The 25,851-nt window shown below is 73.2% G+C and carries 23 protein-coding genes; 12 read left to right on the top strand and 11 right to left on the bottom strand.

What is annotated here, in order from left to right:
- Positions 1 to 61: 61 nt before the first annotated feature.
- From ACIBO8_RS09065 to ACIBO8_RS09075, 3 genes are read right to left on the bottom strand one after another with little or no spacing between them, the layout of a single operon-like run.
- Positions 62 to 640 (bottom strand): DsbA family protein, encoded by a 579-nt coding sequence (locus ACIBO8_RS09065; RefSeq protein ID WP_396114568.1) that lies wholly within the window; start codon positions 638 to 640, stop codon positions 62 to 64.
- A gap of 21 nt (positions 641 to 661) precedes the next feature.
- Complete coding sequence (locus ACIBO8_RS09070; RefSeq protein ID WP_396114569.1) at positions 662 to 1,684, bottom strand: aldo/keto reductase; 1,023 nt, start codon at positions 1,682 to 1,684, stop codon at positions 662 to 664.
- A gap of 19 nt (positions 1,685 to 1,703) precedes the next feature.
- A complete protein-coding gene (locus ACIBO8_RS09075) occupies positions 1,704 to 3,323 on the bottom strand; it encodes a DHA2 family efflux MFS transporter permease subunit (protein WP_396114570.1) in 1,620 nt (539 codons plus the stop codon).
- 341 nt (positions 3,324 to 3,664) lie between these two features.
- Between ACIBO8_RS09075 and ACIBO8_RS09080 the strand changes: the two genes are divergently transcribed.
- On the top strand, positions 3,665 to 5,944 hold the full coding sequence (locus ACIBO8_RS09080; protein ID WP_396114571.1) for an ATP-binding protein: 2,280 nt from the start codon (positions 3,665 to 3,667) through the stop codon (positions 5,942 to 5,944).
- A gap of 8 nt (positions 5,945 to 5,952) precedes the next feature.
- Here ACIBO8_RS09080 and ACIBO8_RS09085 read toward each other — a convergent pair whose 3' ends face one another.
- Positions 5,953 to 6,135 (bottom strand): hypothetical protein, encoded by a 183-nt coding sequence (locus tag ACIBO8_RS09085; RefSeq protein WP_396114572.1) that lies wholly within the window; start codon positions 6,133 to 6,135, stop codon positions 5,953 to 5,955.
- Positions 6,136 to 6,209: 74 nt separating this feature from the next.
- Here ACIBO8_RS09085 and ACIBO8_RS09090 point away from each other — a divergent pair, with 74 nt between their 5' ends.
- Positions 6,210 to 6,452 carry a hypothetical protein gene (locus tag ACIBO8_RS09090; protein ID WP_396114573.1) on the top strand — a complete coding sequence of 81 codons (243 nt, stop codon included), beginning with the start codon at positions 6,210 to 6,212 and terminating at the stop codon, positions 6,450 to 6,452.
- On the opposite strand, the gene ACIBO8_RS09095 is transcribed toward ACIBO8_RS09090, so the two are convergent.
- The 3 genes from ACIBO8_RS09095 to ACIBO8_RS09105 form a co-directional block, all read right to left on the bottom strand.
- The gene (locus ACIBO8_RS09095; protein WP_396114574.1) at positions 6,449 to 7,729 is read right to left on the bottom strand and encodes a reverse transcriptase family protein; all 1,281 of its coding nucleotides are present in this window, start codon (positions 7,727 to 7,729) and stop codon (positions 6,449 to 6,451) included. The two genes, ACIBO8_RS09090 and ACIBO8_RS09095, sit on opposite strands and share 4 nt — an antisense overlap.
- 242 nt (positions 7,730 to 7,971) lie before the next feature.
- The gene (locus ACIBO8_RS09100) at positions 7,972 to 9,777 is read right to left on the bottom strand and encodes an anthranilate synthase family protein (protein ID WP_396114575.1); all 1,806 of its coding nucleotides are present in this window, start codon (positions 9,775 to 9,777) and stop codon (positions 7,972 to 7,974) included.
- A gap of 157 nt (positions 9,778 to 9,934) precedes the next feature.
- Entirely contained in the window at positions 9,935 to 10,522 is a 588-nt protein-coding gene (locus ACIBO8_RS09105; RefSeq protein WP_396114576.1) for a hypothetical protein, read from the bottom strand.
- A 226-nt stretch (positions 10,523 to 10,748) separates the two neighbouring features.
- Here ACIBO8_RS09105 and yiaA point away from each other — a divergent pair, with 226 nt between their 5' ends.
- Complete coding sequence (yiaA, locus tag ACIBO8_RS09110; protein WP_396114577.1) at positions 10,749 to 11,210, top strand: inner membrane protein YiaA; 462 nt, start codon at positions 10,749 to 10,751, stop codon at positions 11,208 to 11,210.
- A 4-nt stretch (positions 11,211 to 11,214) separates the two neighbouring features.
- Here yiaA and ACIBO8_RS09115 read toward each other — a convergent pair whose 3' ends face one another.
- Complete coding sequence (locus ACIBO8_RS09115) at positions 11,215 to 11,454, bottom strand: hypothetical protein (RefSeq protein WP_396114578.1); 240 nt, start codon at positions 11,452 to 11,454, stop codon at positions 11,215 to 11,217.
- A gap of 153 nt (positions 11,455 to 11,607) precedes the next feature.
- On the opposite strand from ACIBO8_RS09115, the gene ACIBO8_RS09120 reads away from it, so the two are divergent.
- The 5 genes from ACIBO8_RS09120 to ACIBO8_RS09140 all read left to right on the top strand — a co-directional run bounded on the left by ACIBO8_RS09120 (position 11,608) and on the right by ACIBO8_RS09140 (position 17,213).
- A complete protein-coding gene (locus ACIBO8_RS09120; RefSeq protein ID WP_396114579.1) occupies positions 11,608 to 11,997 on the top strand; it encodes a response regulator transcription factor in 390 nt (129 codons plus the stop codon).
- 15 nt (positions 11,998 to 12,012) lie between these two features.
- Entirely contained in the window at positions 12,013 to 14,004 is a 1,992-nt protein-coding gene (locus tag ACIBO8_RS09125) for an ATP-binding protein (RefSeq protein ID WP_396114580.1), read from the top strand.
- Between the two features lie 126 nt (positions 14,005 to 14,130).
- On the top strand, positions 14,131 to 15,171 hold the full coding sequence (locus tag ACIBO8_RS09130) for a LacI family DNA-binding transcriptional regulator (protein WP_396114581.1): 1,041 nt from the start codon (positions 14,131 to 14,133) through the stop codon (positions 15,169 to 15,171).
- A 32-nt stretch (positions 15,172 to 15,203) separates the two neighbouring features.
- The gene (locus tag ACIBO8_RS09135; RefSeq protein ID WP_396114582.1) at positions 15,204 to 16,886 is read left to right on the top strand and encodes a glycoside hydrolase family 13 protein; all 1,683 of its coding nucleotides are present in this window, start codon (positions 15,204 to 15,206) and stop codon (positions 16,884 to 16,886) included.
- A gap of 48 nt (positions 16,887 to 16,934) precedes the next feature.
- Positions 16,935 to 17,213 carry an SCO0607 family lipoprotein gene (locus tag ACIBO8_RS09140; RefSeq protein ID WP_396114583.1) on the top strand — a complete coding sequence of 93 codons (279 nt, stop codon included), beginning with the start codon at positions 16,935 to 16,937 and terminating at the stop codon, positions 17,211 to 17,213.
- Positions 17,214 to 17,216: 3 nt separating this feature from the next.
- Here the strand turns inward: ACIBO8_RS09140 and ACIBO8_RS09145 are convergent, their stop codons facing one another.
- Positions 17,217 to 18,425 (bottom strand): pyridoxal phosphate-dependent aminotransferase, encoded by a 1,209-nt coding sequence (locus tag ACIBO8_RS09145; RefSeq protein ID WP_396114584.1) that lies wholly within the window; start codon positions 18,423 to 18,425, stop codon positions 17,217 to 17,219.
- Between the two features lie 92 nt (positions 18,426 to 18,517).
- Between ACIBO8_RS09145 and ACIBO8_RS09150 the strand changes: the two genes are divergently transcribed.
- Entirely contained in the window at positions 18,518 to 20,218 is a 1,701-nt protein-coding gene (locus tag ACIBO8_RS09150; protein ID WP_396114585.1) for a methyl-accepting chemotaxis protein, read from the top strand.
- Positions 20,219 to 20,380: 162 nt separating this feature from the next.
- Here ACIBO8_RS09150 and ACIBO8_RS09155 read toward each other — a convergent pair whose 3' ends face one another.
- Positions 20,381 to 22,087 carry an ATP-binding protein gene (locus ACIBO8_RS09155; RefSeq protein WP_396114586.1) on the bottom strand — a complete coding sequence of 569 codons (1,707 nt, stop codon included), beginning with the start codon at positions 22,085 to 22,087 and terminating at the stop codon, positions 20,381 to 20,383.
- 141 nt (positions 22,088 to 22,228) lie between these two features.
- Between ACIBO8_RS09155 and ACIBO8_RS09160 the strand changes: the two genes are divergently transcribed.
- The 3 genes from ACIBO8_RS09160 to ACIBO8_RS09170 are packed head-to-tail and all read left to right on the top strand — an operon-like array spanning position 22,229 to position 25,172.
- Entirely contained in the window at positions 22,229 to 22,603 is a 375-nt protein-coding gene (locus ACIBO8_RS09160) for a response regulator transcription factor (RefSeq protein ID WP_396114587.1), read from the top strand.
- The gene (locus ACIBO8_RS09165) at positions 22,603 to 23,718 is read left to right on the top strand and encodes a HEAT repeat domain-containing protein (RefSeq protein ID WP_396114764.1); all 1,116 of its coding nucleotides are present in this window, start codon (positions 22,603 to 22,605) and stop codon (positions 23,716 to 23,718) included. Before ACIBO8_RS09160 ends, ACIBO8_RS09165 begins: the two co-directional genes overlap by 1 nt.
- Positions 23,715 to 25,172, top strand: a complete 1,458-nt coding sequence (locus ACIBO8_RS09170; RefSeq protein WP_396114588.1) for a glycosyltransferase — start codon at positions 23,715 to 23,717, stop codon at positions 25,170 to 25,172. The genes ACIBO8_RS09165 and ACIBO8_RS09170 overlap by 4 nt, the downstream gene beginning before the upstream one ends.
- Here ACIBO8_RS09170 and ACIBO8_RS09175 read toward each other — a convergent pair.
- Positions 25,140 to 25,802: a DUF3159 domain-containing protein gene (locus ACIBO8_RS09175; RefSeq protein WP_396114589.1), complete on the bottom strand. Its 663-nt coding sequence runs from the start codon at positions 25,800 to 25,802 to the stop codon at positions 25,140 to 25,142. The genes ACIBO8_RS09170 and ACIBO8_RS09175 overlap by 33 nt on opposite strands.
- Positions 25,803 to 25,851: the final 49 nt, after the last annotated feature.

Here is a 25,851-nt window from a genome sequence, read left to right on the forward strand (position 1 = left end):
TACGAAAGGCTGACGGCGCGACGCCTGTACCCACCGGCGCCCCGCCGTCAAACCCGGAATGTCAGGATCGGCCGCGCTTGAGTTCGAAGAACGTGCCGCTGCGGGCCAGCGGCACGACCGCGTCCCAGATCGCGAGGGCCTCCTCGGAACCGGGGACCTCGCCGATGATCGGGCCGTGCACGCCGCGGGCGGCGCCCTCGACCAGCAGGACGGGCGAGCCGATGTCCGGGCCGGCCGAGCCGAACGCCAGCTCGTGCGACTCGCGGACCGCCTCGTCCCAGGCCGCGTCGTCCAGGATGGCCTTGGGATCCGCGATGCCGGCCGCCTCCGCCGCCTGCACCACGACGTCGTCGCTCAGCGGTACGCCCGCCTCGTGCGTCCGGTTGCCGAGCTCGGTGTAGAACGTACCGATGTCGTCGTCACGGTGATCCGCCCGCAGCGCCTCGACCAGTCGCAGCGCCTTGCTGGACGCGGCCATCATCGGCTTGTACTGCTCCGGGACGTTGTCACCGTTGAGGATGGACAGGCTGAACGCGCGCCAGCGCAGAGTCACGCCGCGCTCCCGTGCCACGCCGACCAGCCACCGCGAGGTGCGCCAGGTGAACGGGCAGGCCGGGTCGAAGAAGTAGGTGGCCTCCATGCCACCGATCCTATGCCGCTCTCAGCCCAGTTCGCGGCTGCGCTGGTCGATGCCGAGCGGCCCGTACGGGTAATCCGGCGCGTGCAGGTCGCTCGCCGCGTCCAGGGCCGCGGTCTCGGCCTCCTCGAGGTGCAGGTCCGCGGCCCGCAGGTTGGTCTCGAGCTGCTCGACCGTGCGGGCGCCCAGGATCGTCGAGGCCACCGCGGGACGGTCGGTGACCCAGGCGAGCGCCACCTCGGCCATCGAGATCCCGCGCGCCTCGGCGACCCGCTGCACGGCGTCGATGACCTCCCACGTGCGGTCGGTGCCGCGCCGCTCCCACGCCTCCATGCCGCGGCCCGGGTCCTCGCCCAGCCGGGTGGCGCCCGAGGGCCGCTGGTCGCGCCGGTACTTGCCGGACAGCCAGCCGCCCCCGAGCGGGCTCCACGGCAGCAGGCCCATTCCGGCGTCCCGGGCGGCGGGGACGATCTCCCACTCGATCTCCCGTACCAGCAGGCTGTACTGCGGCTGCAGCGTGACCGGGCCGGCGATCCGCAGCTCGCGAGCGAGGTGGACGGCCTTGGTGAGTTGCCATCCGGTGAAGTTGGAGAACCCGTAGTAGCGGATCTTCCCGGCCTTCACGAAGCCGTCGAGGGTCAGCAGGGTCTCCTCGAGCGGCGTGACCGGATCCCAGGAGTGCGCCTGGTAGAGGTCCACGGTGTCCAGGCCCAGGCGGTCGAGGGAGGCGTCCAGTGCCCGGGTCAGGTGCCGCGCGGACAGGCCCACGCCGTTCGGGTCGCCGGCCGTCGGGAAGCGCCCCTTGGTGGCCAGCACGATCCGGTCCGTGAGGTCGGCCGGGCGGTCGGCGAACCAGCGCCCGATGATGCGCTCGGACTCGCCGGCCGCGTACACGTCCGCGGTGTCGACCAGGGTGCCGCCCGCCTCGGCGAAGCGGTCGAGCTGGGCGTGCGAGACCTTCTCGTCGGACTCGGCGCCGAAGGTCATCGTGCCCAGGCAGAGGCGGGAGACGGCGCAGCCGCTGCGCCCGAGGGTTGTGTACTCCATGTCCGAAACGTAGCTCGATTCAGTGGAGCACGACCGGGGCGGCCGCGGCGGGCTGCTGGTCGTCGAGCAGGTGCGACACCTCACGCTTGCGCGGCAGGAAGAACGCCGGGACGAAGGTGACCAGCACCAGCACGAAGCCCACCCAGAACGTCGTGCCGAACGAGTCGGCCACGAAGTGCAGGCCACGCTCCACGATCCCGGGGCCGCCCGGGATCTGCTGAGCCAGCGCGGGGTTCTGCTGGGCGCCGATCGCCAGGCCGGCCTCGGTGACCGGCGCGCCGGTCTGCGGGTCGACGACGCCCGGTATGGCCGGCGAGTCGTTGAGCTTGCTGGTCAGGATCACCGACATGACCGCCGAGCCGACCGAACCGGCGATCTGCTGCAGGATGTTCAGCAGCGTGGACCCGCGCGCCACCTCGTGGTGGGTGAGGGTCTTCAGCGCGGACGTCATGATCGGCATCATCGTGCCGCCCATGCCCAGGCCCATCACGAACAGCGCGCCGCACAGCAGCACGTACGAGGTGTCCGTGCCCACCTGCGTGAACGCGAAGAAGCCGGCCGCGATGAGGATGAGCGCGAACGGCACCGTACGCCCGACGGGAATCCGGTCGGCCAGCATGCCCGCGATCGGCATGGTGACCATCGCGCCGATGCCCTGGGGCGCCATGAGCAGGCCCGCGTCCAGCGTGGACTCGCCACGCACCTGCAGGAAGTAGCTGGGGAAGAGCAGGCCGGCGCCCATGAAGGCGACCATGAACACGGCCATCGTGATGGACGCCACGGACAGGTTGCGGTTGCGCAGCAGGCGCAGGTCGAGCAGCGGGTGCTTCGGCTTGAACGAGTAGAGCACGAAGCCGATAACCAGCAGGCCACCGGCCAGCATCGGCAGCCACACCTTGGTGTCCGTCACGGTGCCCGCCTCGGGCAGCGAGGACACGCCGTACAGGAAGAGGGCGAGACCGGGCGAGAGCATCAGCATGCCGAGGAAGTCGAAGGACTCGGACGGTTCCGGGGCGTCCTTGGGCAGCGCCCAGGCCGCGTAGGCCAGCGCCAGCGCGCCGATCGGCAGGTTGATCCGGAAGATCCAGGGCCACCCGGCGGTCTCGATCAGCCAGCCGCCGAGGATGGGGCCGGCGATCGGGCCCAGCAGCATCGGGATGCCGAGCACCGCCATGAGCCGGCCGATCCGCTCCGGTCCGGCGGCACGGGTCATGATCGTCATGCCGAGCGGCATCAGCATGCCGCCGCCGAGGCCCTGAAGGACCCGGTAACTGATGAGCTGGCTGATGGAGTCCGCGGTGGCGCACAGGCCGGACCCGAGGGTGAACAGCAGCAGGGCCGTCATGTAGAGCCGCTTGGTGCCGAAGCGGTCGGCCGCCCAGCCGGTCAGCGGGATCACCGTCGCCAGCGCCAGCGTGTACCCGGTCATCGTCCAGGCGACCTCGGCGTACGACGCCTTGAACTCGTTCTGGAACGTCGGCAGGGCGACGCTCACCACGGTCACGTCCAGGATCGACATGATCGCGCCGAGCACGATCACCCCGGCGATCTTCAGCACGGCGGCGTCGAGCTTGCCCGGGGCGGCCACGGGTTGACTGGTCACAGCGAAATCTCCTGGTAAGGCGGCCGCGCGCCGCATGGCACGCGGGTCCCTGCCATTGTCGGGGTTGAACGATCAGCTGTGGTTGCGGGTCCCGGAATCGGCGCGGTTCCGGCCTCGCCGTCCCCTTGCAGGGACACCCGCGACCACTTCCCCGGGCCACCCTTCCGGGCGCCGGATGATCTCGCAATCGCTTTTCCGGTACGGCCACCGCGACGCGCCAAAGCGGGGCGACCGGCACGCGTGCACGACATGCCGGGCCGGCCCGCTCCGCCCCCGTTACGTCCGCCGGTGGGGGGCCGCCGGCGGACGTACCGATACGGTCGTCGATGATCGGGCCCGGGCCCAGGGCGCCCGCCGGGCGTTCACCGGGCGTTGCGGTGACAGCGGGGGAGGGCGGCGAGGTGTTCGGCGAGAGGGTCCGTTCGCGCCGGCGGGAACTGGGGCTCACCCAGGAGGAACTGGCCGCGGCGGCCCGCATCGACGTCAAGACGGTACGGATGATCGAGACCGGCCGGCGTACGCCCCGCCCGGCCACCGTACGCCTGCTCGCCGACGCCCTGCAGCTGGTCGGCGACGCCCGGACCCGCTTCCTGGCCAGGGCCGCCGTGCCGCGGCCCGCCCCGGTACCGGCGCGCCCGGTGCCCGCCCAGCTGCCCCCCGACGTATACGGCTTCGTCGGCCGGGTGGCCCAGCTGAGCGCGCTCGAGGAGATCACGGCCAGCGCCGCCGACCGGCCGCCCGCGGTCATCATCTCCGCGGTCTCCGGCTCGGCCGGGGTGGGCAAGACCGCGCTCGCCGTGCATTGGGCACACCGCAGCCGGGAGCGCTTCCCCGACGGCCAGCTCTACGTGAACCTGCGCGGCTTCGACCCGGCCGGCGCCGCCCTGGACCCGTCCGAGGCGCTGGCCGGCTTCCTGGACGCGCTCGGCGTCGGCTCGAAGCACCTGCCGGCCGGCCCGGACGCACGCGCCGCGCTCTATCGCAGCCTGCTGGCCGACCGCCGCATGCTGGTCGTGCTCGACAACGCCCGCGACCCCGACCAGGTACGCCCCCTGCTGCCCGCGGCGAGCGGCTGCCTCACCCTGGTGACCAGCCGCGACGACCTCGCGGGCCTGGTCGCCGCACACGGCGCGCGTCCGCTGGGCCTGCACCTGCTCAGCGACGACGAGTCCTTCCAGCTGCTGGCCCGGCGCCTCGGCGGCGTACGGCTCGCCGGGGCACCCGCCGCGGTCGAGGAGATCATCGCCTCCTGCGTGGGCCTGCCGCTGGCCCTGACGGTCGTCGCCGCCCGCGCCGCCACCCGGCCGGAGCTGCGGCTGGACGAGCTCGCGGCGCAGCTGCGGGACGCCCGCCGGCGGCTGGACGTGCTGGCGGTCGGCGACGCGGCGAGCGACGTACGGGCGGTGTTCTCCTGGTCGTACCGGGCGCTGAGCGCCGATGCGGCCCGGCTGTTCCGGCTGCTCGGACTGCACCCCGGACCCGATGTGTCGGTCGCCGCCGCGGCCGGCCTGGCCGGGGCGCCGATCGTCGCGACCCGGCTGCTGCTGGACGAGCTGGCCGCCGCCAGCCTCCTCACCGAGCGGACCCCGGGGCGGTTCGCGTTCCATGATCTGCTGCGGGCGTACGCATCGGACCAGGTCCGGGACGACGAGCGCGAGCCCGCCGTCCGCCGGATGCTCGACCACTACCTGCACACGGCCCTGGTGGCCGACAGTGCCCTGGCGCGCCACCGCAACCCGGTCCCGCCACCCGCGCCGGCCCCCGGCACGCTGATCGAGCAGCCGGCCGGCGTGGACGAGGCGATGACCTGGTTCGGCGCCGAGCACGAGGTGCTGCTGGCCGTCGTGGAACACGCCGAGCGGCTCGGGCACGACGTCCATGTCTGGCACCTGGCGTGGGCGCTGGCCACGTACTTCCACCGCCGCGCACACTTCCACCACTGGGTCGCCACCCAAGAGGCGGCGATGGCCGCGGCCGTGCGCCTCGGCGACCGCGAGCGGCAGGTCCGCACCCACAACGAGCTGGCCGGCGGCTATTTCAACGTGGGGCGTGTCGAGGACTCGGTCAGCCACCTGCGCCGGGCCGCCGCGCTGTTCGAGGCGCTCGGCGACCGCACCGGCCAGGCGGCCGCCAACATCAACCTCGGCCAGGTGTTGCTGGGTCTGGACCGCACCCGGGAGGCCCTCGCCCACGACGAGAAGGCCCTGGAGCTGTACCGCGCGGCCGGGCTGGGGTCGCACGAGGCCAGCGCCCTCAACGCGGTCGGCTGGTGCCACGCCCTGCTCGGCGACTACGCCCGCAGCCTCGAATTCTGCGGCGAGGCGCTGACGCTGCACCTGCGGCACGGCGACAACTCGGGGCTGGGCGAGGTGTGGGACAGCCTCGGGTACGCCCATCACCACCTGGGCGACTTCCCGGAGGCGGCCCGGTGCTACGGCGAGTCGCTGGGGGCGTACCGGGCGGCGGGTGACCCGTACAACGAGGCGACGGTCCTGACCCACCTCGGCGACACCCACCGGGCCGCGGGCGACACGGTCCGGGCGGCCGACGCGTGGCGGCGGGCCCTCACCCTGCTGGAGAGCCTGGACCACCCGGACGCCGCCGGCGTCCGCACCAAGCTGGACGCCCTCCCCGGCGCGGAGCCCGGTCTCGGCTGAAGCCGCGCTCAGACGGGATCGGGCTCGCCCGCGGGGACGTTGCCGGGGTCGTCCGGCCCGGGCATCGGCTCGACCGGGGCCGGCGGCAGGGTCTCGGGCGTGTCCGGCGACAGTTCCCCCGGGTCGTCCGGTACGGGCTCGTCGGGGTCGATCGGCGGGTAGGTGTCGGGATCGGGTCCGGGTAGCACCATGATCGGTACAGTGCCCGGCCCGCGGCCCCGGCAATCATCCAGCCCGGTCGACGGCACGGCCTACGATCCGGCTCATGATCGACTACGAGTGTTCCCGCTGCGGCGGCCGGGGTCGGGTCGCCGGCCCGGATCAGCTGTCGCAGCCGTGCTCGGGCTGCCGGGCGGACGCGACGTGGGCCGCTCTTCCGGCGGAGACACGGCGGCTCGTGGAGGAGGAACTCGCCCGCGGGAGGATGCTGCACGGCATCAAGGCGTTGCGGGACGCGCATCCGTCGATCCCCTTGGCGCACGCGATCGAGGTGGTCGCCCGCCGCTAGATCGCCGAGTGCTCCGGCGGGTCGGCCGCGAGGGCGGCGGTCAGCAGGGTGTGCAGCTTGGCGGCCCGGCCGGGATGGCGGTGGGCGACCCAGGCGACGCGCCCGCGCAGGTACGCCGGGAAGTCGTCGTACCGCTCCCGGTTGGCCGCTTCGAGTCCGCGGCGGGCGGCGTCGTGCAGCATCGCCCGGAGGCGGTCGTAGTCCTCGCGGGCGACGGCCGGGTGATCGTTGACGACCAGGCCCGCGAGGCGTTGCCGGTCGCCGCGACCCCGGATGCGGGTCTTCGCCGGGTGGACGCGGAAACCTTCGTCCGTGATGACGACCTGCGCCGCGGCGATCAGGCGTGCCGCCTCACCGCGGTGCAGGTCTCCCGAGAAGGCCAGGTCGTCGGCGTACCGGGTGTAGCGCACGCCGAACCGGCCGGCCAGCCCGCTCAGCCGCCGGTCGAGCCGGTACGCGACCAGGTTCGCCAGCGCCGGGGACGTGGGCGCGCCCTGCGGCAGGTGCGGCCGGCGCAGCAGGGCGGCGCGATGCGGGTCGGGTGACCGCCGCAGCACGGTCGCCGGCGTGCGGGTGGTCATCAGGGCGGTGAGCGTGTGCGCGACCGGTTCCGGGTAGCCGGCGGTGCGCATCAGGCCGTAAATGCGCCCGGCGGTGACGGAGCTGAAGAAGGCGGCCAGGTCCATCCTGATGACCAGCCGTTGCCCGCTGTGCGGCGCCGCGAACGTGTGCACGCCGCGGCCCGGGACGAAGCCGTGGGCGGCCGGGTGGACCGGGAGGCGGCCCAGGACGTCGTCGAGGAGCCGGCGCTGGAGGGCGCGCAGGCGGGGTTTCGGGGCCTCGATCAGGCGGTGGGGCAGCCATGCGTACCGGTAGTGGCGCAGGCGTTCGTCGCGGGCGTGACGGTTGATCTCGCGGCGGTCGGCGAACCAGTCGAGCTCGTCGCCGCCGAGGTCCAGGAACGCCGCCAGCGCCGCGAGGTCGTCGATCGGCGGGGTCTGCCAGCGCATCCGGACCACGCGGACGGGTGTGGCGCGCCGCAGCCGGATCCGGTGCCGCCGGACGAGCGGGTGCCCGGCGGGCGTCTCCAGCGCCGCGAGGAAGGCGGCCAGCTCGCGGGGGCGGTCGGCCGGTGGATGACGGTACGCCCGCAGCACCGCGAGCACCACGGTGGCGAGCCAGCGCGGCCGGCTACCCAGCACCGCCGTACCGATGCGGACGAGGCCGCCGGGGCGCCAGCGGGTGGTGAGGAAAGCGTCGGCGAGCGCGGCCGACACCCGTACCGATGGAACAGCGTGCCCCGACGATGCCCGGTCGTGCCTGCGCCGTCTCGCGCGAAGCGCGGTAGCGCGCCGGCGATGCGCTGCGTGGCTCACTGTCTCGCCCCCGGGGGTGCCCCGGAGAGACCGTCGGCTTACCGGCGGTCGAGCTCGGGGACACGCTGCCACCAGCGGCCACTATAGGGCCGGTGGTCCAAGAGGAGGCTCTCGATCCGCTTGAACCACCGACGCCTTTGTCGCTACCCGCTCACTGCCGGACTAATCACCCGGGAGAGAAGTGGTGGGAGAAGTTCTGCGAGGACGGTGAGCCCGTCCGCGCTGAGCACCGATTCCGGGTGGAACTGCACGCCGGCGAAGCCGTCCCCGCGTAGCGCGTGGACGCTGCCGTCCGGGTCGGCGGCGATCTCCACGCCGGGCAGCGGCGCCGCCACGGCCGTGAAGCTCGAGTAGAAGCCGACCCGGCGCGGCGTGCCGAACAGGTCGATGTCGCGGGCCATCCCCTGGTACGTCGCCTCGCGCCGCCGCAGCGGCAGGCCGAGCGTGCCGGCGAGGATCTGGTGACCCAGGCATACGCCGAGCAGCGGCCGGCGGCCGGCGAGCAGGTCGGCCACCAGGCCGCGCAGCATGACCATCTTGGCGTCGTCCGAGGCCGGGTCGCCGGGGCCGGGGCCCGCGACGACCAGGTCGGCCCCGGGTACGGCGGTCACGGTCCACGGCACCACCGTCACCGCCAGCCCCAGCGCCCGCAGTTGGTGGGCGAGCATCGCGGTGAAGGTGTCCTCGCCGTCCACGACGACCGCCGTCCGGCCGTCGAGCGCCGGGACGGTCAGGGCGCCCGGGCGGCGCTGGTCGAGCCAGAAGCGGGCCAGGCCGTCGTTGCGGGCCGCCAGCGCCGCCCGGATCTCGGGGCTGTCCGGCTCCGGGCGTACTGTCGTCGCCCGGGCCCGGGTGGCACCCAGCGCGGCCAGGACGCCCGCGGCCTTGGTGTGGGTCTCGGCGACCTCGCCGTCCGGCGTCGAGTGCCGGACCAGGGTCGCCCCGACCGGCACCCGCAGCTCGCCGGCGGGGGAGATCTCGGCGGTGCGGATGAGGATCGGCGCGTCCAGGGTCTGCCGGCCCTCGTCGTCGTGCCCGAGCAACGCGAGCACGCCCGCGTAGTAGCCGCGGCCGCGGCGTTCGTGGCGCGCGATCACCCGGCTGGCGTTCTCCACCGGGCTGCCGGTCACGGTCGGCGCGAACATGGTCGCGCGCAGCACGTCGCGCACGTCGAGGGAACCGCGCCCGGCGAGCAGATACTCGGTGTGGGTGAGATGGGCCATCCGCTTCAGGTACGGGCCCACGACCTGGCCGCCGTGCTCGGCGACCGCGGCCATCATCTTGAGCTCCTCGTCGAGCACCATGTAGAGCTCGTCGATCTCCTTGCGGTCGGCCAGGAAGCCGAGGAGGTCCCGCTCGCCGTCGTGGCGGAACGTGCCGCTGATCGGGTTCATCATGGTCAGGCCGTCGGCGACGCTGACGTGCCGTTCCGGGGTGGCGCCGACGAGCGTACGGGTCCCGGTGTGCACCAGGAACGTCCAGTACGCGCCCCGCTCGCCGGTGAGCAGGTTGCGGAACGCCGCCCGCGCCGCGTCGACCGGGTCGCCGTCGACGGTGGCTTCGAAGACCCGGTGGATGACGAAGTTGGCACCCTCGCCGCGGCCGATCTCGTCGCGCAGCACCGTCCGCACGATCGTCGCGTAGTCGTCGTCCGAGATGTCGAAGCCCTGGCCGGTCAGGCGCAGCGGGGCGGTGGGCAGGGAGGCGATCGTCTCGGCCAGCGGCGCCGTGCGTACCGAGGTGATCCGCAGGCATTCCAGCGGCGCGCCGTCGTCGACGCAGGCGAAGCCGCGCTCGGCCACCTGCCGGTACGGCACGAGGGCGAGCGTCCGCGGTCCCGCTCCGGCGGGCAGCGGGATGTCGGCGAGCCGGGCCACGGTGACGACGTCACCGGTCAGGATCTCGACGTGGTCGGCACCGTCGCGGTGCAGCAGGGCGAAGGGTTCCATGGGTCCTCGATCTGGCGGGGACCGCCGCCGAGGATGTGGCCACATGACGACGGCCGCCTCGTCGGAGGCGGCCGCGGTGGATGGTTACGCGCGGAAGGGTGTGGCCGCCGGTGAGGCGGGCCACCACATGCTCAAACGCGCGTGCATGGCGGTGAGCTTACGGCCCGTCGCGATAGCAGCGCCAGCCCGCGGGCCGGGTGTCGTCGATCTGATCGGCCCAGGCGTCCGGGCCGTAGCGCCACCGGCAGGCCGCGTCCATGTCGATGGGCACCGGGTCGCGCCGGAACCGGCCGCACATCCAGCCGCCGTTGGCCGAGAGGGCGAGGGTGTGTTTCCCGACGGTGGCCCGGCAGTACGCCGACAGCAGCTGGGCCAGCCCGGCGTCGTCGGCGGGACCGAGCAGCACCGGGGGCGCCTCGGACGAGGGTGCGGGGGAGGGGCTCGATCTGCGCTGCTGGGCGACCGCGCGAAGGGGCCGCCGGGACGCCGGCGGCGCGGGGTTCGCCGCGGCGGGCGGCGGGGGGATCGAGATCGCGGGCAACGGTACGGCGGCCTGCGGCGTACCGGCGTCGTGCAGGAGCGGGGGAACCGTGGCCGTCAGCGTCAGCACCGCGGCGGCGACGACCGCCCAGGGCCACCGGTGCGGCCGGGCCAGCGACAGGAGGTGGCGCGGGGCCGCCGTGCGCAGCGCGAGGTAGCGGCCGTGCCCGGTGGCCCGGTGCCGGCCGTTGACCTGCTGAGGCACGCGTGCCGCTCCTCCCTGTGAAACGCCGCTACCGGCCGGAAACTTAACCCACGGTAATCGGGCTGGGGGAGTGCGACGTCAGTCGTTCAGTCGGCTGCGGACCCGCCGTCCGTACCGTTCGGGCGCCCTACCCAGCGCGGTTGAGTACCGCTACTCACGGTCACGAGTCGGGCGCTGCCGCAGACTTTTGCAGGTCAGACCCCACCTACCTCGTTCGGAGCGCCCGATGTCGTACCAGCCGTCTTCCCCGGCCAAGCCCACCGCCGCCTTCGTCGGCGCCTCCTGGGCCGTCCTGTTCCTCGGCGTCCTGTCGTTCGCGACCGGCTTGTGGAACGCCACGATGACCGTCAGTGAGAAGGGCTTCTACGGCGCCGTGCTGCTCCTGGGGCTCTTCGCCGCGGTGTCGCTGCAGAAATCGGTGCGCGACCGCGCCGAAGGGCTCCCGGTCTCGGCCCTGTACCTGGGCCTGTCGTGGTCCGTCGTCGGCATCGCGACGGTGATGCTGGCGGTCGGCCTGTGGAACAGCGACATGGCTCGCAGCGAGAAGGGCTTCTACGGCCTCGCGTTCGCGATGACGATGTTCGCGGCGGTCGCCGTGCAGAAGAACGTCCGGGACATGCTGCAGCACCGGGCGCCGTCGCACGCCGCGCCCGCACCGGCGGTCGCGCCGACGATCGTCGCGCGGTGACGGCTCAGGCGGCCTTGTACGCCGACTGCACCGCCCGCCGGGCCCACTGCATACGGCCGAGCGCGCAGTCGGGGTGCTCGCCGAACTCCTGGGCCACCAGGGCGGCGCAGCCGTCCTCGCCGAGCCGGTCGACCGTCTCCGTCACGACCGCCCGGATGACCTCTGGGGTCGGGTGCTGCGAACGCTGCAGGTCGGAGACGAACAACGCCTCGATGCGGACGTCGTCGGAGTCGATAGCGGTCATCGGGTCCTCCTGCCGGGGGTCGAAGCGGGCGTCTGGGTCCAGGACACCGGTCCGGAGCTGCAGTCGCGCTGCGCGAGAGTTGCCATGCGGTTGCGGAGAGCGGCATTCAAAGAGCGGACCAAACGGATATCGTGCTGATAACGAGCGAAACGCATGGGGGGAACAGCCGTGACGGTGGTCCTGGTCGCCGACGACGACGCCGACATCCGTGACCTGGTCGCGTTCAAGCTCGAACAGGCCGGCCTCGAGGTGATCGCCGTCGAGGACGGCCAGGCCGCCGTGGAGCAGGCCCGGGCGCGGCGTCCCGCGCTGGCCGTGCTCGACGTGTCGATGCCCGGGCTGTCCGGGATCGACGTCTGCCGGATGCTGCGTGCGGAGCCCGCGACCTCCGGAATGCTGATCATCATGCTGACCGCCCGGGTCCAGGAGCAGGACGTCGAGGGCGGCTTCAGCGCCGGCGCCGACGACTACGTCACGAAGCCGTTCAGCCCTCGCGAGCTGGTCTCGCGGATCCAGGCCCTGCTGAGCCGGGCCCGGGCCTGACGGGACCCGACGCCCATGCCCCGGGACCGGTCCGTCGGGCGCCTGCTGACCGGGGCGTTCGGCGTACTGGTGGTGCTGATCGTGTGCTCCGGGGCGGCCCAGACCGTCGCGCTGCTCATCCAGCACCGGGTGGTCCGGGAGCTGTCCACGTACGTCCAGCCGCTGCAGCTGGCCAACACCGAGATGCGGGGTGCCCTCGCCGACGGCCAGCGGGCCCTGCGCGGCTATCTGCTCACCGGCGACGGCCAGCTGCTGGACGCGTACTACGTGGGGCACAGCGACTACGAGGTCGCCCGGGGCAAGCTGCGCGACCTCGCGCGTAACCGGGAGGCCGGGGTCGTGAACCGGCAGGTGGCCGACGCGGACACCTGGTGGGTCTTCGCCGAGCGGCAGCGCCAGGCCCCGCCGCGCAGCGCCGTGGCGGCCGATTACATCACCCACGGCAGACCCTTGTTCCAGGCGTTCGTCGTCGAGAACCGGGCCCTCGACGCCGACCTCGCGGCCCGCGCCGCCGACCTGCACCAGCGCAGCACCCGCCTGAGCACCGCGACGACGGCCGTCGTGATCGTCCTGACGCTGCTGGCCGCGGTCACCGCGGTGCTCGCGGCCGGCGTCATCCGGCGCCGGATCACCGGCCCGCTGGCCCGGGTCGTGTCGGTGATCGACCGGCGGCGCGCCGGGGAGCTGGACGTGCGCGCCGATGCGTCCGAAGGGCCGACCGAGGTGCGGGCGGTCGCGCGCGCGATCAACGAGATGGCCGTGGAGGGCGACCGCATCCGCGGCGCCGAGCAGGACGTCGCGCGCCTGCAGACCGAGATGCGGCAGCTCGGCTACCGCATCCGGGCGCACCTCAAGGTCGAGGAGGCGCTGCAGGAGGCCGTACGGGGCCTGGCCGACATCGTCCGCGCCGACCACGTGCTGATCCGGATGTCGCCGGGCCAGACCGACGTTCCCGCGCTGGTGAGCCTCCGCGACGAGCACGTCGGCGGTGTGCTCGAGGAGCTCGCCGGCTGCGATGTGGCCTGGCTGCGACGTGGCGACGTGTGGTCGTCCGACGACGCCGTGGCCGGCCAGCAATGCGAGCCGCCGGAGCACGAGCGGCTCGCCTGCGCGGCGGCCTGCGCCGGAGCGGTCCTGACCGTCGCGGTGAGCGGCAGCGAGGAGTGCCTCGGCGCGCTCACCCTCATGCGCGACGCCGGGCCGGCCTGGTCGCAGGTGGAGATCCGGCTGGTCGAGTCCGTCGCCGGCGACCTCGGCCGCGGCGTGCACCACGCCCGGTTGTACGAGCGCGAGCAGCACCTGGTGGCCCGCCTGCAGGAGCTGGACACCGCGAAGACCGACTTCATGTCGACCGTCTCGCACGAGCTGCGTACGCCGCTGACCAGCATCGCGGGCTACGTCGAGCTGCTGCTCGACGCGGAGGCCGGCGAGCTGACGCCGCCGCAGAAGAAGATGCTCGACGTGATCGGGCGCAACACGCGGCGGCTGCGGGAGCTGATCGAGGACATGCTGATCCTGTCCAAGATCGAATCAGGCTCGTTCCGCCCCGCGCGGCGCCCGGTGGACCTGGCGGAGCTCGCCGAGCACGCCATGACGGCGATCGCGCCGGCCGCGGCCAAGGGGCGGGTGACGCTCCGTACCGAGGTGGAGGGGCCGCTCGAGCTCAGCGCCGACCCGGAGCAGATCGACCGGGTCCTGATGAACCTGCTGTCCAACGCGGTCAAGTTCAGCCGGCCCGACGGTACGGTCACCCTCACCGCCCGGCGCGAGGACGAACAGGTGCACCTCACGGTCGCGGACGACGGCATGGGCATCCCGCCGGCCGAGCAGCAGGCCCTGTTCGCCCGCTTCTTCCGCGCCAGCAACGCGATCCACCAGGCGATCCCGGGCACCGGCCTGGGCCTGGCCATCGTGCGGACCATCGTGGACAACCACGGCGGGCGCATCGCGGTGGACTCCACGGAGGGCGTCGGCACGACCGTCACCGTCCGGCTTCCGGTGCAGTGAGGATCATTCAGGGCGGTGGAGACCTCTGTGCCAGACCTGCGGCAAATGCCGATCAAGGCCGGCCCTGAATAACCCTCAATGACTGGGATATCGTAAGCGCCCACCCACGACAGCGAGGTGTGACGCATGCCGTCGAGACGGGCCGGCGGCAAGCCGACGTCCAGCGATGTCGCCGCCGCGGCCGGGGTCTCCCGCTCCGCCGTGTCGTTCGCCTTCAACAACCCCCGGCGGATCTCCGCCGCCACCCGCGAGCGCATCCTCACGGTCGCCGAGGAGATCGGGTACGCGCCCAACACGCTGGCCCGGATGCTGCAGGCCGGCACGACCAACTCCCTGGGCGTACTCCTGCCGCAGCGGCTCGCCCGAGTGCTGGACAACCCGTACTACGCACGTTTTCTCATGGGCGTCGGGCAGGTCTGCGACCAGGAGGGCTACACCCTGCTGCTGTCGCCGCCGCTGCAGGACTCGGTGCTCAAGGCCATCCCGTACGCGGCGGTCGACGGCTTCGTGGTCTGCGGCCTGGAGGCCGACCGCGGCGAGGTCGCCGAGCTGGAGCGGCGCGGGATCCCGTTCGTCCTCATCGACAGCGACCGGTACGAGAACGCGCCCAGCGTCGACGTCGACGACCACGGCGGCGCCCGGGACGTCGCCCGCTACCTGCTGGAGCTGGGGCACCGGCGGATCGCGGTCCTGTCGATGGATCCGGGCCCGGACACCGCCGTCCGCGGCTACCGGGGACCGCTCGCGCGGCGCATGGCCGGCATCGCCGAGGCGCTGTCCGGCGTGGGGCTGAGCATGGCGGACGTGAAGCTGGCCGAGGTGCCGGTGACGCGCACCGACGGGTATCGCGCCACCCGGGAGCTGATGGCGCAGGACCCGCCCACGGCGATCCTCGCCCTGTCCGACGTGCTCGCCTACGGCGCCGTGGACGCGCTCAAGGAGCTCGGGATCGACGTGCCGGGGCAGGTCTCGGTCACCGGGTTCGACGACCTCGCCGAGTCCGCGTGGTTCCGGCCGCGGCTGACCACCGTGCGCCAGCCGATCGTCACCAAGGGGCGTACGGCCGCCGACTTCCTGATCTCCGCGATCCGCGGCGAGGACCAGCATCCCCATCAATCGCTGAGCACCTCGCTCATCGTCCGGGATTCGGCGGCCGCACCCGTGTAACACGTGTTAGTAACGTGCTAGCGTTCCGCGCCATGACCGATCAACTGATCGCACGGCCGGACCGCGCCGTCGCCGCGCCCGTCTCCTGGTGGCGGGACGCGGTCATCTACCAGATCTACCCGCGCAGCTTCGCCGACTCGAACGGCGACGGCATCGGGGATCTGCCCGGCATCCGCAGCCGGCTGCCGTACCTGCGTGACCTCGGCATCGACGCCGTGTGGCTCTCGCCCTTCTACGCCTCCCCGCAGGCCGACGCCGGCTACGATGTGGCCGACTACCGCACCGTCGACCCGGTCTTCGGCGAGCTCGCCGACGCGCAGGGCCTCGTCGCCGACGCCCATGACCTCGGCCTGCGCGTCATCGTCGACCTCGTCCCGAACCACTCGTCGGACCAGCACGAATGGTTCCGGCGGGCGCTCGCCGAGGGGCCGGGCTCGCCGTTGCGCGAGCGCTACCACTTCCGTCCCGGCCGCGGCGCGGACGGCGAGCTGCCGCCGAACGACTGGCCGTCGATCTTCGGCGGACCGGCCTGGACCCGGACCACCGACCCGGACGGCACCCCGGGCGAGTGGTACCTGCACCTGTTCGCCCCCGAGCAGCCGGACTTCAACTGGGACCACCCGGCGGTCGCCGACGAGTTCCGGACGATCCTGCGCTTCTGGCTCGACCTCGGCGTCGACGGCTTCCGGATCGACGTCGCCCACGGGCTGGTCAAGGCCCAGGGCCTGCCCGACCTCGGCGTCGAGACCCAGTGGCACCTGCTCGACGTCGGCGTCAGCCCGTGCTTCGACCGCGACGGCGTGCACGACATCTACCGCAGCTGGCGGCGCATCCTCGACGAGTATCCCGGCGAGCGGATCGCCGTGGCCGAGGCGTGGGCACCGACGCTGGAGCGGGTCGCCGCGTACGTACGCCCGGACGAACTGCACCAGGCCTTCAACTTCAGCTACCTCGGCACCGCCTGGGACGCGGCGGAGCAGCGCCGGATGATCGACGCCTCGCTGGCGGCCATGCGGGCCGTCGGTGCCCCGGCGACCTGGACCCTGTCCAACCACGACGTCGTCCGGCACACGACCCGCCTGCTGCAGGCCGCCGAGGGCGAGGTTGCGGGGCGTCGCCCCGAGGAGGTCGACCCGGTCGCCGGACTGCGCCGGGCGCGTGCCGCGTCGCTGCTGCTGCTGGCCCTGCCCGGGTCCGCGTACCTGTATCAGGGCGAGGAACTGGGCCTGCCCGAGGTCGTGGACCTACCGCCGGAGGTGCGGCAGGATCCGGCCTTCCACCGGGCCACCGGCCAGGACGGCTACCGCGACGGCTGCCGGGTGCCCATCCCGTGGCACGGCGACCGGGCACCGTACGGATTCGGCCCGGAGGGCGGGCCGAGCTGGCTGCCGCAGCCGGCCTCGTGGGCGCGGCTCAGCGTGGCCGCCCAGGAGAACGACCCGGGATCGACGCTGTCGCTGTACCGTGCGGCCCTTGCCGTCCGCCGCTCGCACCCGGACCTCGGGGCGGCCGACAACCTGCGCTGGTCCGACGCCGGCGACGGGGTGCTCGCCTTCGACCGCGGCGGCTTCCACTGCACGGTGAACATGGGCGCCGCGCCGGTGCGGCTGGCCCGGCCCGGCGAGCTGCTGCTGGCCAGCGGCCCGGTCGAGGCGGACCCGGACACCGTCGTCCTGCCGCCCGACACGACCGTCTGGTGGCGCGTCCGGCCCTGAGTACGCGTACGGATGGCAGCCGCCGATGCGGCCGGAAGACTGACCGGCATGCGAATGACGACTGCGATCCTGACCGCGACCGCGCTGGCCACAGTGGTGCTGACCGGCGGCTGCAGCCTCCACGACGCGATGTGCTCCTCGGGGGAATACCCGGTGAAGGCGATCCGGAGCACGACCGGCGGCGCCTGCGTCAAGGACGGCGAGGAGCCGCCGGCCGGTTACGTGCGCTATCCGCAGGGCAAGGTCCCGAAGCACGTCGACGACGAATGGGACCGTTACTGGAGCACCCACATGCTCGACGCCGACGGCAACGAGGTCTCCTCGTGACGGCTACTGCTCGTACGTCTCCAGGAAGCGGCGCAGCCGGTCGGTGGCGTCGTCGAGCACGTCGACCGGCGCCAGGAACACCATCCGGATGTGGTCCGGGGTCGGCAGGTTGAAGCCGGTGCCGTGGGACAGCAGCATCAGCTGCTGCTCCAGCAGGTCGATGATGAGCCGCTGGTCGTCGCGGATCTTGTGGACCTCGGGGTCGAGGCGGGCGAAAAGGTAGAGCGCGCCGTCCGGCTTCACGCAGTCGACGCCGGGGATCTCGTTGATCTTCTGCCAGGCGTGGTTGCGCTGCTCGTAGAGGCGGCCGCCGGGGCGGATCAGCGTGGTGATGCTCTGGAAGCCGCCGAGGGCCGTCTGCACCGCGTGCTGGGCCGGCACGTTCGGGCACAGCCGCATGTTCGCCAGCAGCTGCAGGCCCTCGAGGTATTCGGCGGCGTGGGTGGTGGGTCCGCTGACCGCCATCCACCCCGACCGGAAGCCCGCCGCCCGGTACGTCTTCGACAGCCCGCCCATGGTGAGCACCAGCAGGTCCGGGGCGAGCGCCGCCGCGCAGACGTGCTGGGCGTCGTCGTACAGGATCTTGTCGTAGATCTCGTCGGAGAGCACGAGCAGCTGGTGCCGCCGGGCGATCTCGAGCAGCCCCAGCAGGGTCTCCCGCGAGTACACCGCGCCGGTCGGGTTGTTCGGATTGATGATCACGATGGCGCGCGTGTTCGGGGTGATCTGCGCCGCCACGTGCTCGAGATCCGGCTGCCAGCCCAGCGACTCGTCGCAGCGGTAGTGCACCGGCCGGCCGCCGCACAGCGTCACTCCGCCCGTCCACAGCGGGTAGTCCGGGCTCGGCACGAGCACCTCGTCGCCGGTGTTGAGCAGCGCCTGCAGCGACATGACGATCAGCTCGGACACCCCGTTGCCGAGGAAGACGTCGTCGGGCTGGACGTTCTCGACGCCGAGGGTCTGGTAATACTGCGCCACCGCGACCCGCGCCGAGTAGATGCCCCGGGCGTCGCTGTAGCCCTCGGCGTCGGGCAGGTTGTGCACCATGTCCGCGACGATCGGCTCCGGCGTGTTCAGGCCCCACGGCGCCGGGTTGCCGAGGTTGAGCTTGAGGATGCGGTGGCCCGCGTTCTCCAGCTCCTGGGCCCGCCGCAGCACCGGGCCGCGGATGTCGTATCGGACATTCTTCAGCCTGCTCGCCTGGGAGACCATACGATCGAGCCTAGAGCCCGCCAGGGCGTGAGCCGCGTCATGGGCGCCGGTTCCTCACTCAACTCGTTCGCGAGCCCGCCGACAGGTCACCTGTGCGAGGAAAGTTCAGACGCTTCGTCCCGGCCGTCGCGGCCCTCATCGGCTGCGCGGGAGCTTTCCTGTTCATGCAGCAGGTCACGACCGGTGCGTTCGACGGCCTCGAGGCCCGGCAGGTGGCGCAGGACGCCGATCGCATCCGCTCGGGCCTGGACACGCAGGCCCGGCTGCTCACCACGTTCGGCGCCACCAATGCCGTGTGGGACGACACGTACCAGGACATCGCGAACCGGGACAAGGAAGCCTTCGTCGAGGACTTCCCGCCGGACGCCGAGGAGAGTGCGGGCAACTACGACGCCATCCTCGGCGTGGATCTCGACGGCCGGTTGGTCGCCGGTGGCATGACCGGCGGCGCGGCCTTCGTGGCGCCGCCCGACGGGCTCACCGACCCTCAGGTGCTGAGCCGCCTGTACGACCCCGCCGCGGACGCCGGCGCGGCCCGCTGCGGCATCGTCTCCGCCGACTTCATGTACCTGTTCTGCGGCCTCGGCGCCTTCCCCAACGACGGCGAGGGGCGCCCGTCCGGCGGCCTGGTGCTCCTGCAGCGGCTGTCCCCGGAGCGGATGAAGCTGTTCAGCGCGGACATCAACCTGCCCACGGTCGTCGCCAAGCAGCGGCGCGGCGACGCGGACGTGCAGAAGCCGGTCACCAGCCTCGTGGGTGCCGTGGACGTACGCACCAGCGTGCTGAGCGCGGACCGGATAGCGTTGGACGCGAGCATCAAGACCGCCGACGGCGCCGAGCTGGTGCTCGAGTCGGTCCGCGCCCGGCCGATCCACGCCGCCGCCACCGCCACGGCCGGCAAGCTCTTCGCCTTCATCGCGGTCGCCACCCTGCTCATCGTGGCGTTGATGACCTGGTCGGGGCGGCGGGCCGTGCGCCGCCGGGTGCGCCCGCTGCGGCAGACGACCGAGCAGATCGTGACCTCGGGGAATTACGACCTGCGGGTCGGCGTCACCGGCAACGACGACATCGCCGCGCTGGGCCGGACCATCGACGCCATGCTCGACACGATCAGCAGCCGGGACCGCCTCCTGGAGAGCGAGCAGCAGGAGCGCCGACGCGAGCTCCAGGAGACCCACGAGCGGCAGACCGCGGCGGAGCGCGAGGCCCAGGAGCACGCCCGGCAGCTCGTCGACGAGACGTCGTCGTTCGTCGCCCGGCAGCTGGCCGGCGTCTCCGAGCAGGCCGCAGCGGTCGGCGCGGCGGCCGGCCGCATCGACGAGCGGGTCCGTGACGCCCGGGTGGCCGCGGGTCACCTGCTGGAGAACAACACCGAGGCCAGCCGGGCCGTCGGCACGCTGCACGACAGCCTGCGCAAGGTCGACGAGGTGGCCCGCTTCATCGGCGGCATCGCCCGGCAGACCAACCTGCTCGCGCTGAACGCCACCATCGAGGCGGCCCGCGCCGGCGCGGCCGGCCAGGGCTTCGCCGTGGTGGCCAACGAGGTGAAGACGCTGGCCGGCACGACCGCCGAGTCCACCGAGACGATCAGCGCCACCCTGGACGAGCTGAACCGGCACGTGACCGCGGTCGTGGAGATCATGACGACCATGAGCACCACCATCGCGGCGATCGACCACACCACGGCGAACGCCCAGCGGATGACGGAGGAGCAGGAGGCCGTCGTGGCCGACCTGACCGCCCGGGTGGCGGACGCCGGCGAGCGCCTCGAGGCGCTCGTCTCCCGCACCTGACCCGCCCCACTCGTGTTCACCCGGCCACGCGGGTCGATCAATCCCTCAACTCCTGGGTCCACTCCAGGCCGCCGGTTCCGTGCACCAGGATGCGCCCGGACTCCTCCCGCAGGTGAAGGCTGATCACCGGGCCACCTACCGGCCGGTGATCGCCGGCTCGGGTCAGGCGAGGTCGGCCGCGAGGAGCTCGGTGCCGGGGTCCGGGGCGACCGGGGAAGCGGCGACGGTGAACCAGAAGATGCTGCCGCCGCCCGGGTTCGGGCGTACACCGATCTCCCCGCCGTGCAGGGCGACGATGCGCCGGCACAGCGCCAGGCCCAGGCCGGCGCCCGGGTAGGTCTCGGCGGCCGGGGCCCGGTGGAACGGGGCGAAGATCCGGTCGCGGTGGTCCTCGGGTACGCCGATCCCGCGGTCCGCGACCTCGATACGCCACCAGCCGGGGGCGTGCTCGTGGGCGTCGACGGCGATGCGGGCGACCGAGCCCTGCCGTACGAAGCGGGCGGCGTTGTCGACCAGGCGGCCTACTACCTCGCCGAGCAGTCCGGCGTCGGCCAGGACCGCGGGCAGGTCGCCGACCTCGATGCCCGGGCGCCGGCCGTCGATGCGGTCCAGCCGGTCGGCCACCACCTCGAGGGCCAGGGCGGTGGCGTCGACGGCCTCGAGCTTGAGCGCGGCGTCCGGCGCCGACGAGTACGCCAGCAGCTCGTCGACCAGCGTGAGCATCCGGCGGGTGTTGGTGCCGATGCGGGCGAGGAATTCGCGCGACTCGGGGTCGAGCTGAGGCGCGGCGTCCTCGAGCAGCAGGTCGGTGAAGCCCGCGATGCTGTGCAATGGGGCGTGCAGGCGGTCGCCGGCCGCGGTGGCGAAGCCGCGGAGTTCGGCCTCGCGCTCGCGGAGGGCCTCCCGGGCGGCGGCAGCGGACTCCTCGGCGGCGCGTGCCCGGTCGAGGGCGGCCCGGTGGTCCGCGTCGTCGTGGTGGGTGGCGGCGCGCCGGCGGCCGGCCGAGAGGGCGAGGATGCCTGCGGTCAGGGCCAGGCTGAGGAGCGTGGCGCCGAGCATGGTCAGCGGCGCCGCGGCCGAGAGCTCCGGGGCGACGAGTGCGGTGGCCGGGCGTACGGACACCTGCCATGAGAGCCCGGCGAAGGGCAGGTCGACGGTCGCGTGCCGGGCGCCGAGGGGTGCGCCGCCCCAGCGGCTCACCTCGTGGACGACGCCGTCGGGTGCGGCGACGCTGAGGACGGCGGCGACGCCGGTGACGCCCGCCGCCCGCAGCGACTGCTGGAGCAGCGCGGGCGCGCGTACGGCGACGACGACCCAGCCCTGGAACGTGGTGCCGTACACGGGGGCGACGAGGTCGAAGGCGAGTTCGCGCTGGGCCGGGGGCAGGGCGCGGTCCGCGGGCAGGACGTGCGCCGGACCGGCCACCAGGCGGCCGTGGTCGCGGGCGAGTGCGAGGGCGCCGGCGAGGTCCGGTCCGGCGTTCAGGGTGGTGCGCGGCGGCGGGGTGCTGCCGTCGACGGTGTGCTGGGCGAGGATCGTGCCCGCGGCGTCGGCCACGACGACCTGGTGGGCGCCGGGAAGCCGCTCGCCGACGACGCGGGACACGACGGGGGAGAGGCCGGCGGCGGGCGGGGTGGCGGCGGTCGCGACCAGGGTGCGCAGGGTGTCGGCGTACCGCTGGAAGGTCGCGTCGAGGGCGCCGCGCACGCTCGTGGTCCGCGTGGTGAACGCCGCGGTGGCGGCGTCTTCCTCGGCGGCGGCGAGGCCGGATGCGGCCGCGGCGCCGGTGCCGAGCCCGAGCACGAGCGTGGCCGCGGCCAGTGCCACTCCCCGCCGGCCCACGGCCTCGAACCCCCTGGTGAACTTCATGGAGCCTCTATCGGACGCGGCGACGACGGGGTTGAGCAGCGCGGGACCGGTTGCAGCTTTGCTACCCGTTCTCGGCGATGGATGCTCGCATAACGGATATGTTGGACAGGTCAGCGGCCGGTTCGGCACCCCGGGGGGACGATGAGCACGGTTCTGCTCGTCGAGGACGATCCGGACATCCGGCATCTGGTGGCGTACAAGCTGGGCAAGGGCGGCATGGACGTGATCGCCGTGGCCGACGGGGTGGCGGCGCTCCAGGAGGCTCGCGCACATTCTCCGGACCTGGTCCTGCTCGACGTCCGGATGCCGCACATGTCCGGCATCGAGGTCTGCCGCGAGCTGCGGGCCGGGCCGCTGGCCGCCGACGTACCGATCATCATGCTGACCGCCCGGTCCCGCCCGCAGGACCTGGAGCAGGGGTTCGCCGCCGGGGCCACCGACTACATCGTGAAACCGTTCAGCCCCCGGGAGCTGCTGGAACGCGTGGAGGCTGCGCTGGCGCGGGTGAGCCGGTGATGCTGCACGTCTTCACGGTCGTCATCGCGGTCCTGGCCGGGATCGTCGCCGTGACCGCCGTGGGCATCATCGTGGTCCGGCTCGTGCGCCGCACCCGGCACCGCAAGCGGGCGCAACTGGCCACGCTGCCGCGCCGCGCGCTGCTCGCCTTCGTGGCTGAGAACGGCGAGGAGGGCGGCGACGAGCTGGTCGCCATCCCGGACGACGCCTGGCGTGCCGCCGAGCCGCACGCTCTCGCCCTGCTCGGCAAGCTGCGCGGCGAGGCTCACCTCGGGCTGGTCTCGGTATTCCTGCGCCGGGGCACCGCGCGTACGGCCCTCGCCCGGCTGCACTCCCGCAGCCCGGTCCGGCGTGCGCGGGCCGCTCAAGTGCTCGGCGATCTGGAACTGCGCCAGGCCGTTCCCGAGCTGTGCCGGCTGCTCACCGACCGGCATGCCGAGGTGCGCGTGGTCGCCGTACGCGCGCTCGGCCGCATCGGTGACCCGGCCGCGGCCTGGCGCATCATCGGCAGCCTGGACCGGTCGGATCCGATCCCGTCGCTGCTGGCCAGCCAGAGCCTGGCGCAGCTCGGCCCCGAGGCCGAGGTCACCCTCTCGGCCGCGCTGGACCATCCGCAGGCCCGGGTGCGCGCCGTCTGTCTCGACGCGCTCGGGCTGCTCGGCGCCACCGGCTCGGTCAACCGCGTCGCCCGGGTGCTGCGCGAGGACACCAACCTCGACGTCCGGGTAGCCGCCGCGGCGAACCTGGGCAAGCTCGGTACGCGCAGCGCTCTGGACCCGCTCACCCTCGCCGTGCACAGCTCCCGCCCCACCGTCCTGCGCGCCACCGCCGCCCGGGCGCTGGGCGACATCGGGGCGCCGGCGGCGATCCCGGCGCTGGTGGCACTGCTCGACGACGAGGCGTACCAGGTGGCGCACGAGGCCGCGCACGCGCTGCGCCGGATCGGCCCGGCCGGGCTCGACGCGCTGCGCGAGATCGTCGAGCGGGACCGCGCCCGCGCCGAGGCCGACGGGGTGGGCGCGCACGCACAGCGGTCGGCGGCGGTCCTGCACGCCGAGGAGGCGCTCGCGCTGGCCGGGGTGCTCGGCGAGGAACGGGTCGGGGCCGCCCGGTGAACCACGTGGTACGCGAGCTGCTGCGGTACACCGACTTCGGGATCTTCGCGTACTTCATCGCGCTCAACAGCGGCTATCTCGTGCTGATCGTGCTGGCCGGGCTCGAGTTCCGCCGGCACCTGCGGCGGCTGCCGTTCGCCGGCGCCGACGACATGTTCCGCAGCCCCCTGACCCTGCCGGTGTCCGTCATCGTGCCCGCGTACAACGAGGGGGCCGGGATCGTCGCCGCGGTCCAGGCGATGACCGCGCTGCGCTATCCCCGCTACGAGGTGGTGGTCGTCGACGACGGCTCCAGCGACGACACGTTCGAACTGCTGCGCAAGCGGTTCGACCTCGTCGCCGTGCCGCGGGTGGTGCCGGCCGAGATCCCGTACCGGTCGCAGGTGCTCTCCGTGCACGTCGCGCGCGCCAATCCGCAGACCCTGACCGTGGTCCGCAAGACCAACGGCGGCAAGGCCGACGCCCTCAACGTCGGCATCAACCTGGCCCGTCACCCGCTGGTCTGCATGGTCGACGCGGACTCGGTGCTCGACCCCGACGCGCTGCTCTCGGTCGCCAAGCCGTTCGGTGACGACCCGCTGCGCGTCGCCGCCTGCGGCGGGGTGGTCCGCATCGCCAACGGCTGCAAGGTGGTCGGCGGCCGCGTCGTCGACGTCCGCATGCCGAAGCCGTGGCTGCTGCGGGTGCAGGTCGTCGAGTACCTGCGCGCGTTCCTGATGGGCCGCACCGGTTGGTCTCGCCTCGGCGGGCTGGTGGTGATCTCCGGCGCGTTCGGCATCTTCCGCCGCGACCTGGTCGTGCAGATCGGCGGCATGGACCCGGACACCATCGGCGAGGACGCCGAGCTCGTCGTGCGCCTGCACCACCACCTGCGCCAGGCCAAGGCCGACTACCGCGTCATCTTCGTCGCCGAGCCGGTCAGCTGGAGCGAGGCGCCGTCCAGCATGCGGGTCCTGGGCCGGCAGCGGCGGCGCTGGCACCGCGGCATCGCCGAGATCCTCAGCAAGCACCGCGGCATGATCCTCAACCCCCGGTACGGCCGCATCGGCCTGCTCGCCCTGCCGTACTACGTCGTGTTCGAGCTGCTCGCGCCGTTCGTCGAGCTGCTGGCGGTGGTGCTGCTGCCGCTCGGACTCTGGGTGGGCGCGGTCAACATCGGCTTCGCGTGGCGCTTCGTGCTCGTGGCGTACGGCTACGGCCTGCTGGTCAGCCTGGTGTCGCTGTTCATCGAGGAGGTGTCCTTCCACCGCTATCCCCGCTGGTCGGACATGGTCCGCGGGGTGGCCGCGGCGATCCTGGAGAACTTCGGCTACCGCCAGGTGCTGGCCGTGTGGCAGGCCGCCGGCGCCATCGGGGCCTGGCGCGGGCGCAAGGCGGTCTGGGGCGTCATGCAGCGCGAGGGCTTCGGCGGCGACATGGACTCACCCGAGATGGTCGGCGTCAGCCGGGGCTGAGCTTTCCGCGCGCGGGTGGCGCAGGCCCGGGTGATCGGCGGGCAGGCTGCGGCGGATCACCCACCAGCTGACGGCGAGGCAGGCCGCTACCAGCGGCCAGGTCAGCACCGCCCGCGCCACGCCCAGCGCCACGACCGCGTGCGCGGCCCAGAGCGGTACGAAGACCGCCAGCCGCAGCACGTATTGCAGAACCCAGACCCAACTGCCTTTCCCGTACGCCCGCAGCAGCGCCGGATCCCGCCGCCACCGCGTCTTCTGCCCGAGGACCGTGCCCACGACGACGCCGAGCAGCGGCCACCGGATCACGATGCTGACCGCCCAGGCCAGCGCGCTCAGCGCGTTGGTGACGATCTGGAGCAGGAAGAAGTCCTCGGCGCGCCCGGTGCGCAGCGCGATCAACGCGGCCACACCGACGCCCAGCAACCCGATGAGCACGGCGCGCGGACGGTCGCCCTGCCGCAGCCGCAGCGCCGCCACCACCAGTGCCGCCACCAGCGCGGCCGCCGTGCCCGTCCCCAGTGACCGGCCGCCGATCACCCAGCCGGCGACGAAAGCCACGGGCGGCACGGTCGCGTCGAGCGCGGCCCGCCGTCCTCCCAGCACCTCGGCCAGCGACTCCGGTTCCGCCACGCCCCACCCCGTTCTCGAAGTTAGGTCAGCCTACCTTTCCGCCATGTGC

The sequence above is a fragment of the Actinoplanes sp. NPDC049681 genome, from assembly GCF_044465265.1.
Lineage (GTDB): Bacteria > Actinomycetota > Actinomycetes > Mycobacteriales > Micromonosporaceae > Actinoplanes.

Excerpts from the sequence above, each read along its gene's own strand:
- ACIBO8_RS09065 (WP_396114568.1), bottom strand. The coding sequence starts at position 640 with ATGGAGGCCACCTACTTCTTCGACCCGGCCTGCCCGTTCACCTGGCGC.
- ACIBO8_RS09070 (WP_396114569.1), bottom strand. The coding sequence starts at position 1,684 with ATGGAGTACACAACCCTCGGGCGCAGCGGCTGCGCCGTCTCCCGCCTC.
- ACIBO8_RS09075 (WP_396114570.1), bottom strand. The coding sequence starts at position 3,323 with ATGCGGCGCGCGGCCGCCTTACCAGGAGATTTCGCTGTGACCAGTCAA.
- ACIBO8_RS09085 (WP_396114572.1), bottom strand. The coding sequence starts at position 6,135 with ATGGTGCTACCCGGACCCGATCCCGACACCTACCCGCCGATCGACCCC.
- ACIBO8_RS09090 (WP_396114573.1), top strand. The coding sequence starts at position 6,210 with ATGATCGACTACGAGTGTTCCCGCTGCGGCGGCCGGGGTCGGGTCGCC.
- ACIBO8_RS09100 (WP_396114575.1), bottom strand. The coding sequence starts at position 9,777 with ATGGAACCCTTCGCCCTGCTGCACCGCGACGGTGCCGACCACGTCGAG.
- yiaA (WP_396114577.1), top strand. The coding sequence starts at position 10,749 with ATGTCGTACCAGCCGTCTTCCCCGGCCAAGCCCACCGCCGCCTTCGTC.
- ACIBO8_RS09115 (WP_396114578.1), bottom strand. The coding sequence starts at position 11,454 with ATGACCGCTATCGACTCCGACGACGTCCGCATCGAGGCGTTGTTCGTC.
- ACIBO8_RS09120 (WP_396114579.1), top strand. The coding sequence starts at position 11,608 with ATGGGGGGAACAGCCGTGACGGTGGTCCTGGTCGCCGACGACGACGCC.
- ACIBO8_RS09125 (WP_396114580.1), top strand. The coding sequence starts at position 12,013 with ATGCCCCGGGACCGGTCCGTCGGGCGCCTGCTGACCGGGGCGTTCGGC.
- ACIBO8_RS09130 (WP_396114581.1), top strand. The coding sequence starts at position 14,131 with ATGCCGTCGAGACGGGCCGGCGGCAAGCCGACGTCCAGCGATGTCGCC.
- ACIBO8_RS09135 (WP_396114582.1), top strand. The coding sequence starts at position 15,204 with ATGACCGATCAACTGATCGCACGGCCGGACCGCGCCGTCGCCGCGCCC.
- ACIBO8_RS09140 (WP_396114583.1), top strand. The coding sequence starts at position 16,935 with ATGCGAATGACGACTGCGATCCTGACCGCGACCGCGCTGGCCACAGTG.
- ACIBO8_RS09145 (WP_396114584.1), bottom strand. The coding sequence starts at position 18,425 with ATGGTCTCCCAGGCGAGCAGGCTGAAGAATGTCCGATACGACATCCGC.
- ACIBO8_RS09155 (WP_396114586.1), bottom strand. The coding sequence starts at position 22,087 with ATGAAGTTCACCAGGGGGTTCGAGGCCGTGGGCCGGCGGGGAGTGGCA.
- ACIBO8_RS09160 (WP_396114587.1), top strand. The coding sequence starts at position 22,229 with ATGAGCACGGTTCTGCTCGTCGAGGACGATCCGGACATCCGGCATCTG.
- ACIBO8_RS09165 (WP_396114764.1), top strand. The coding sequence starts at position 22,603 with ATGCTGCACGTCTTCACGGTCGTCATCGCGGTCCTGGCCGGGATCGTC.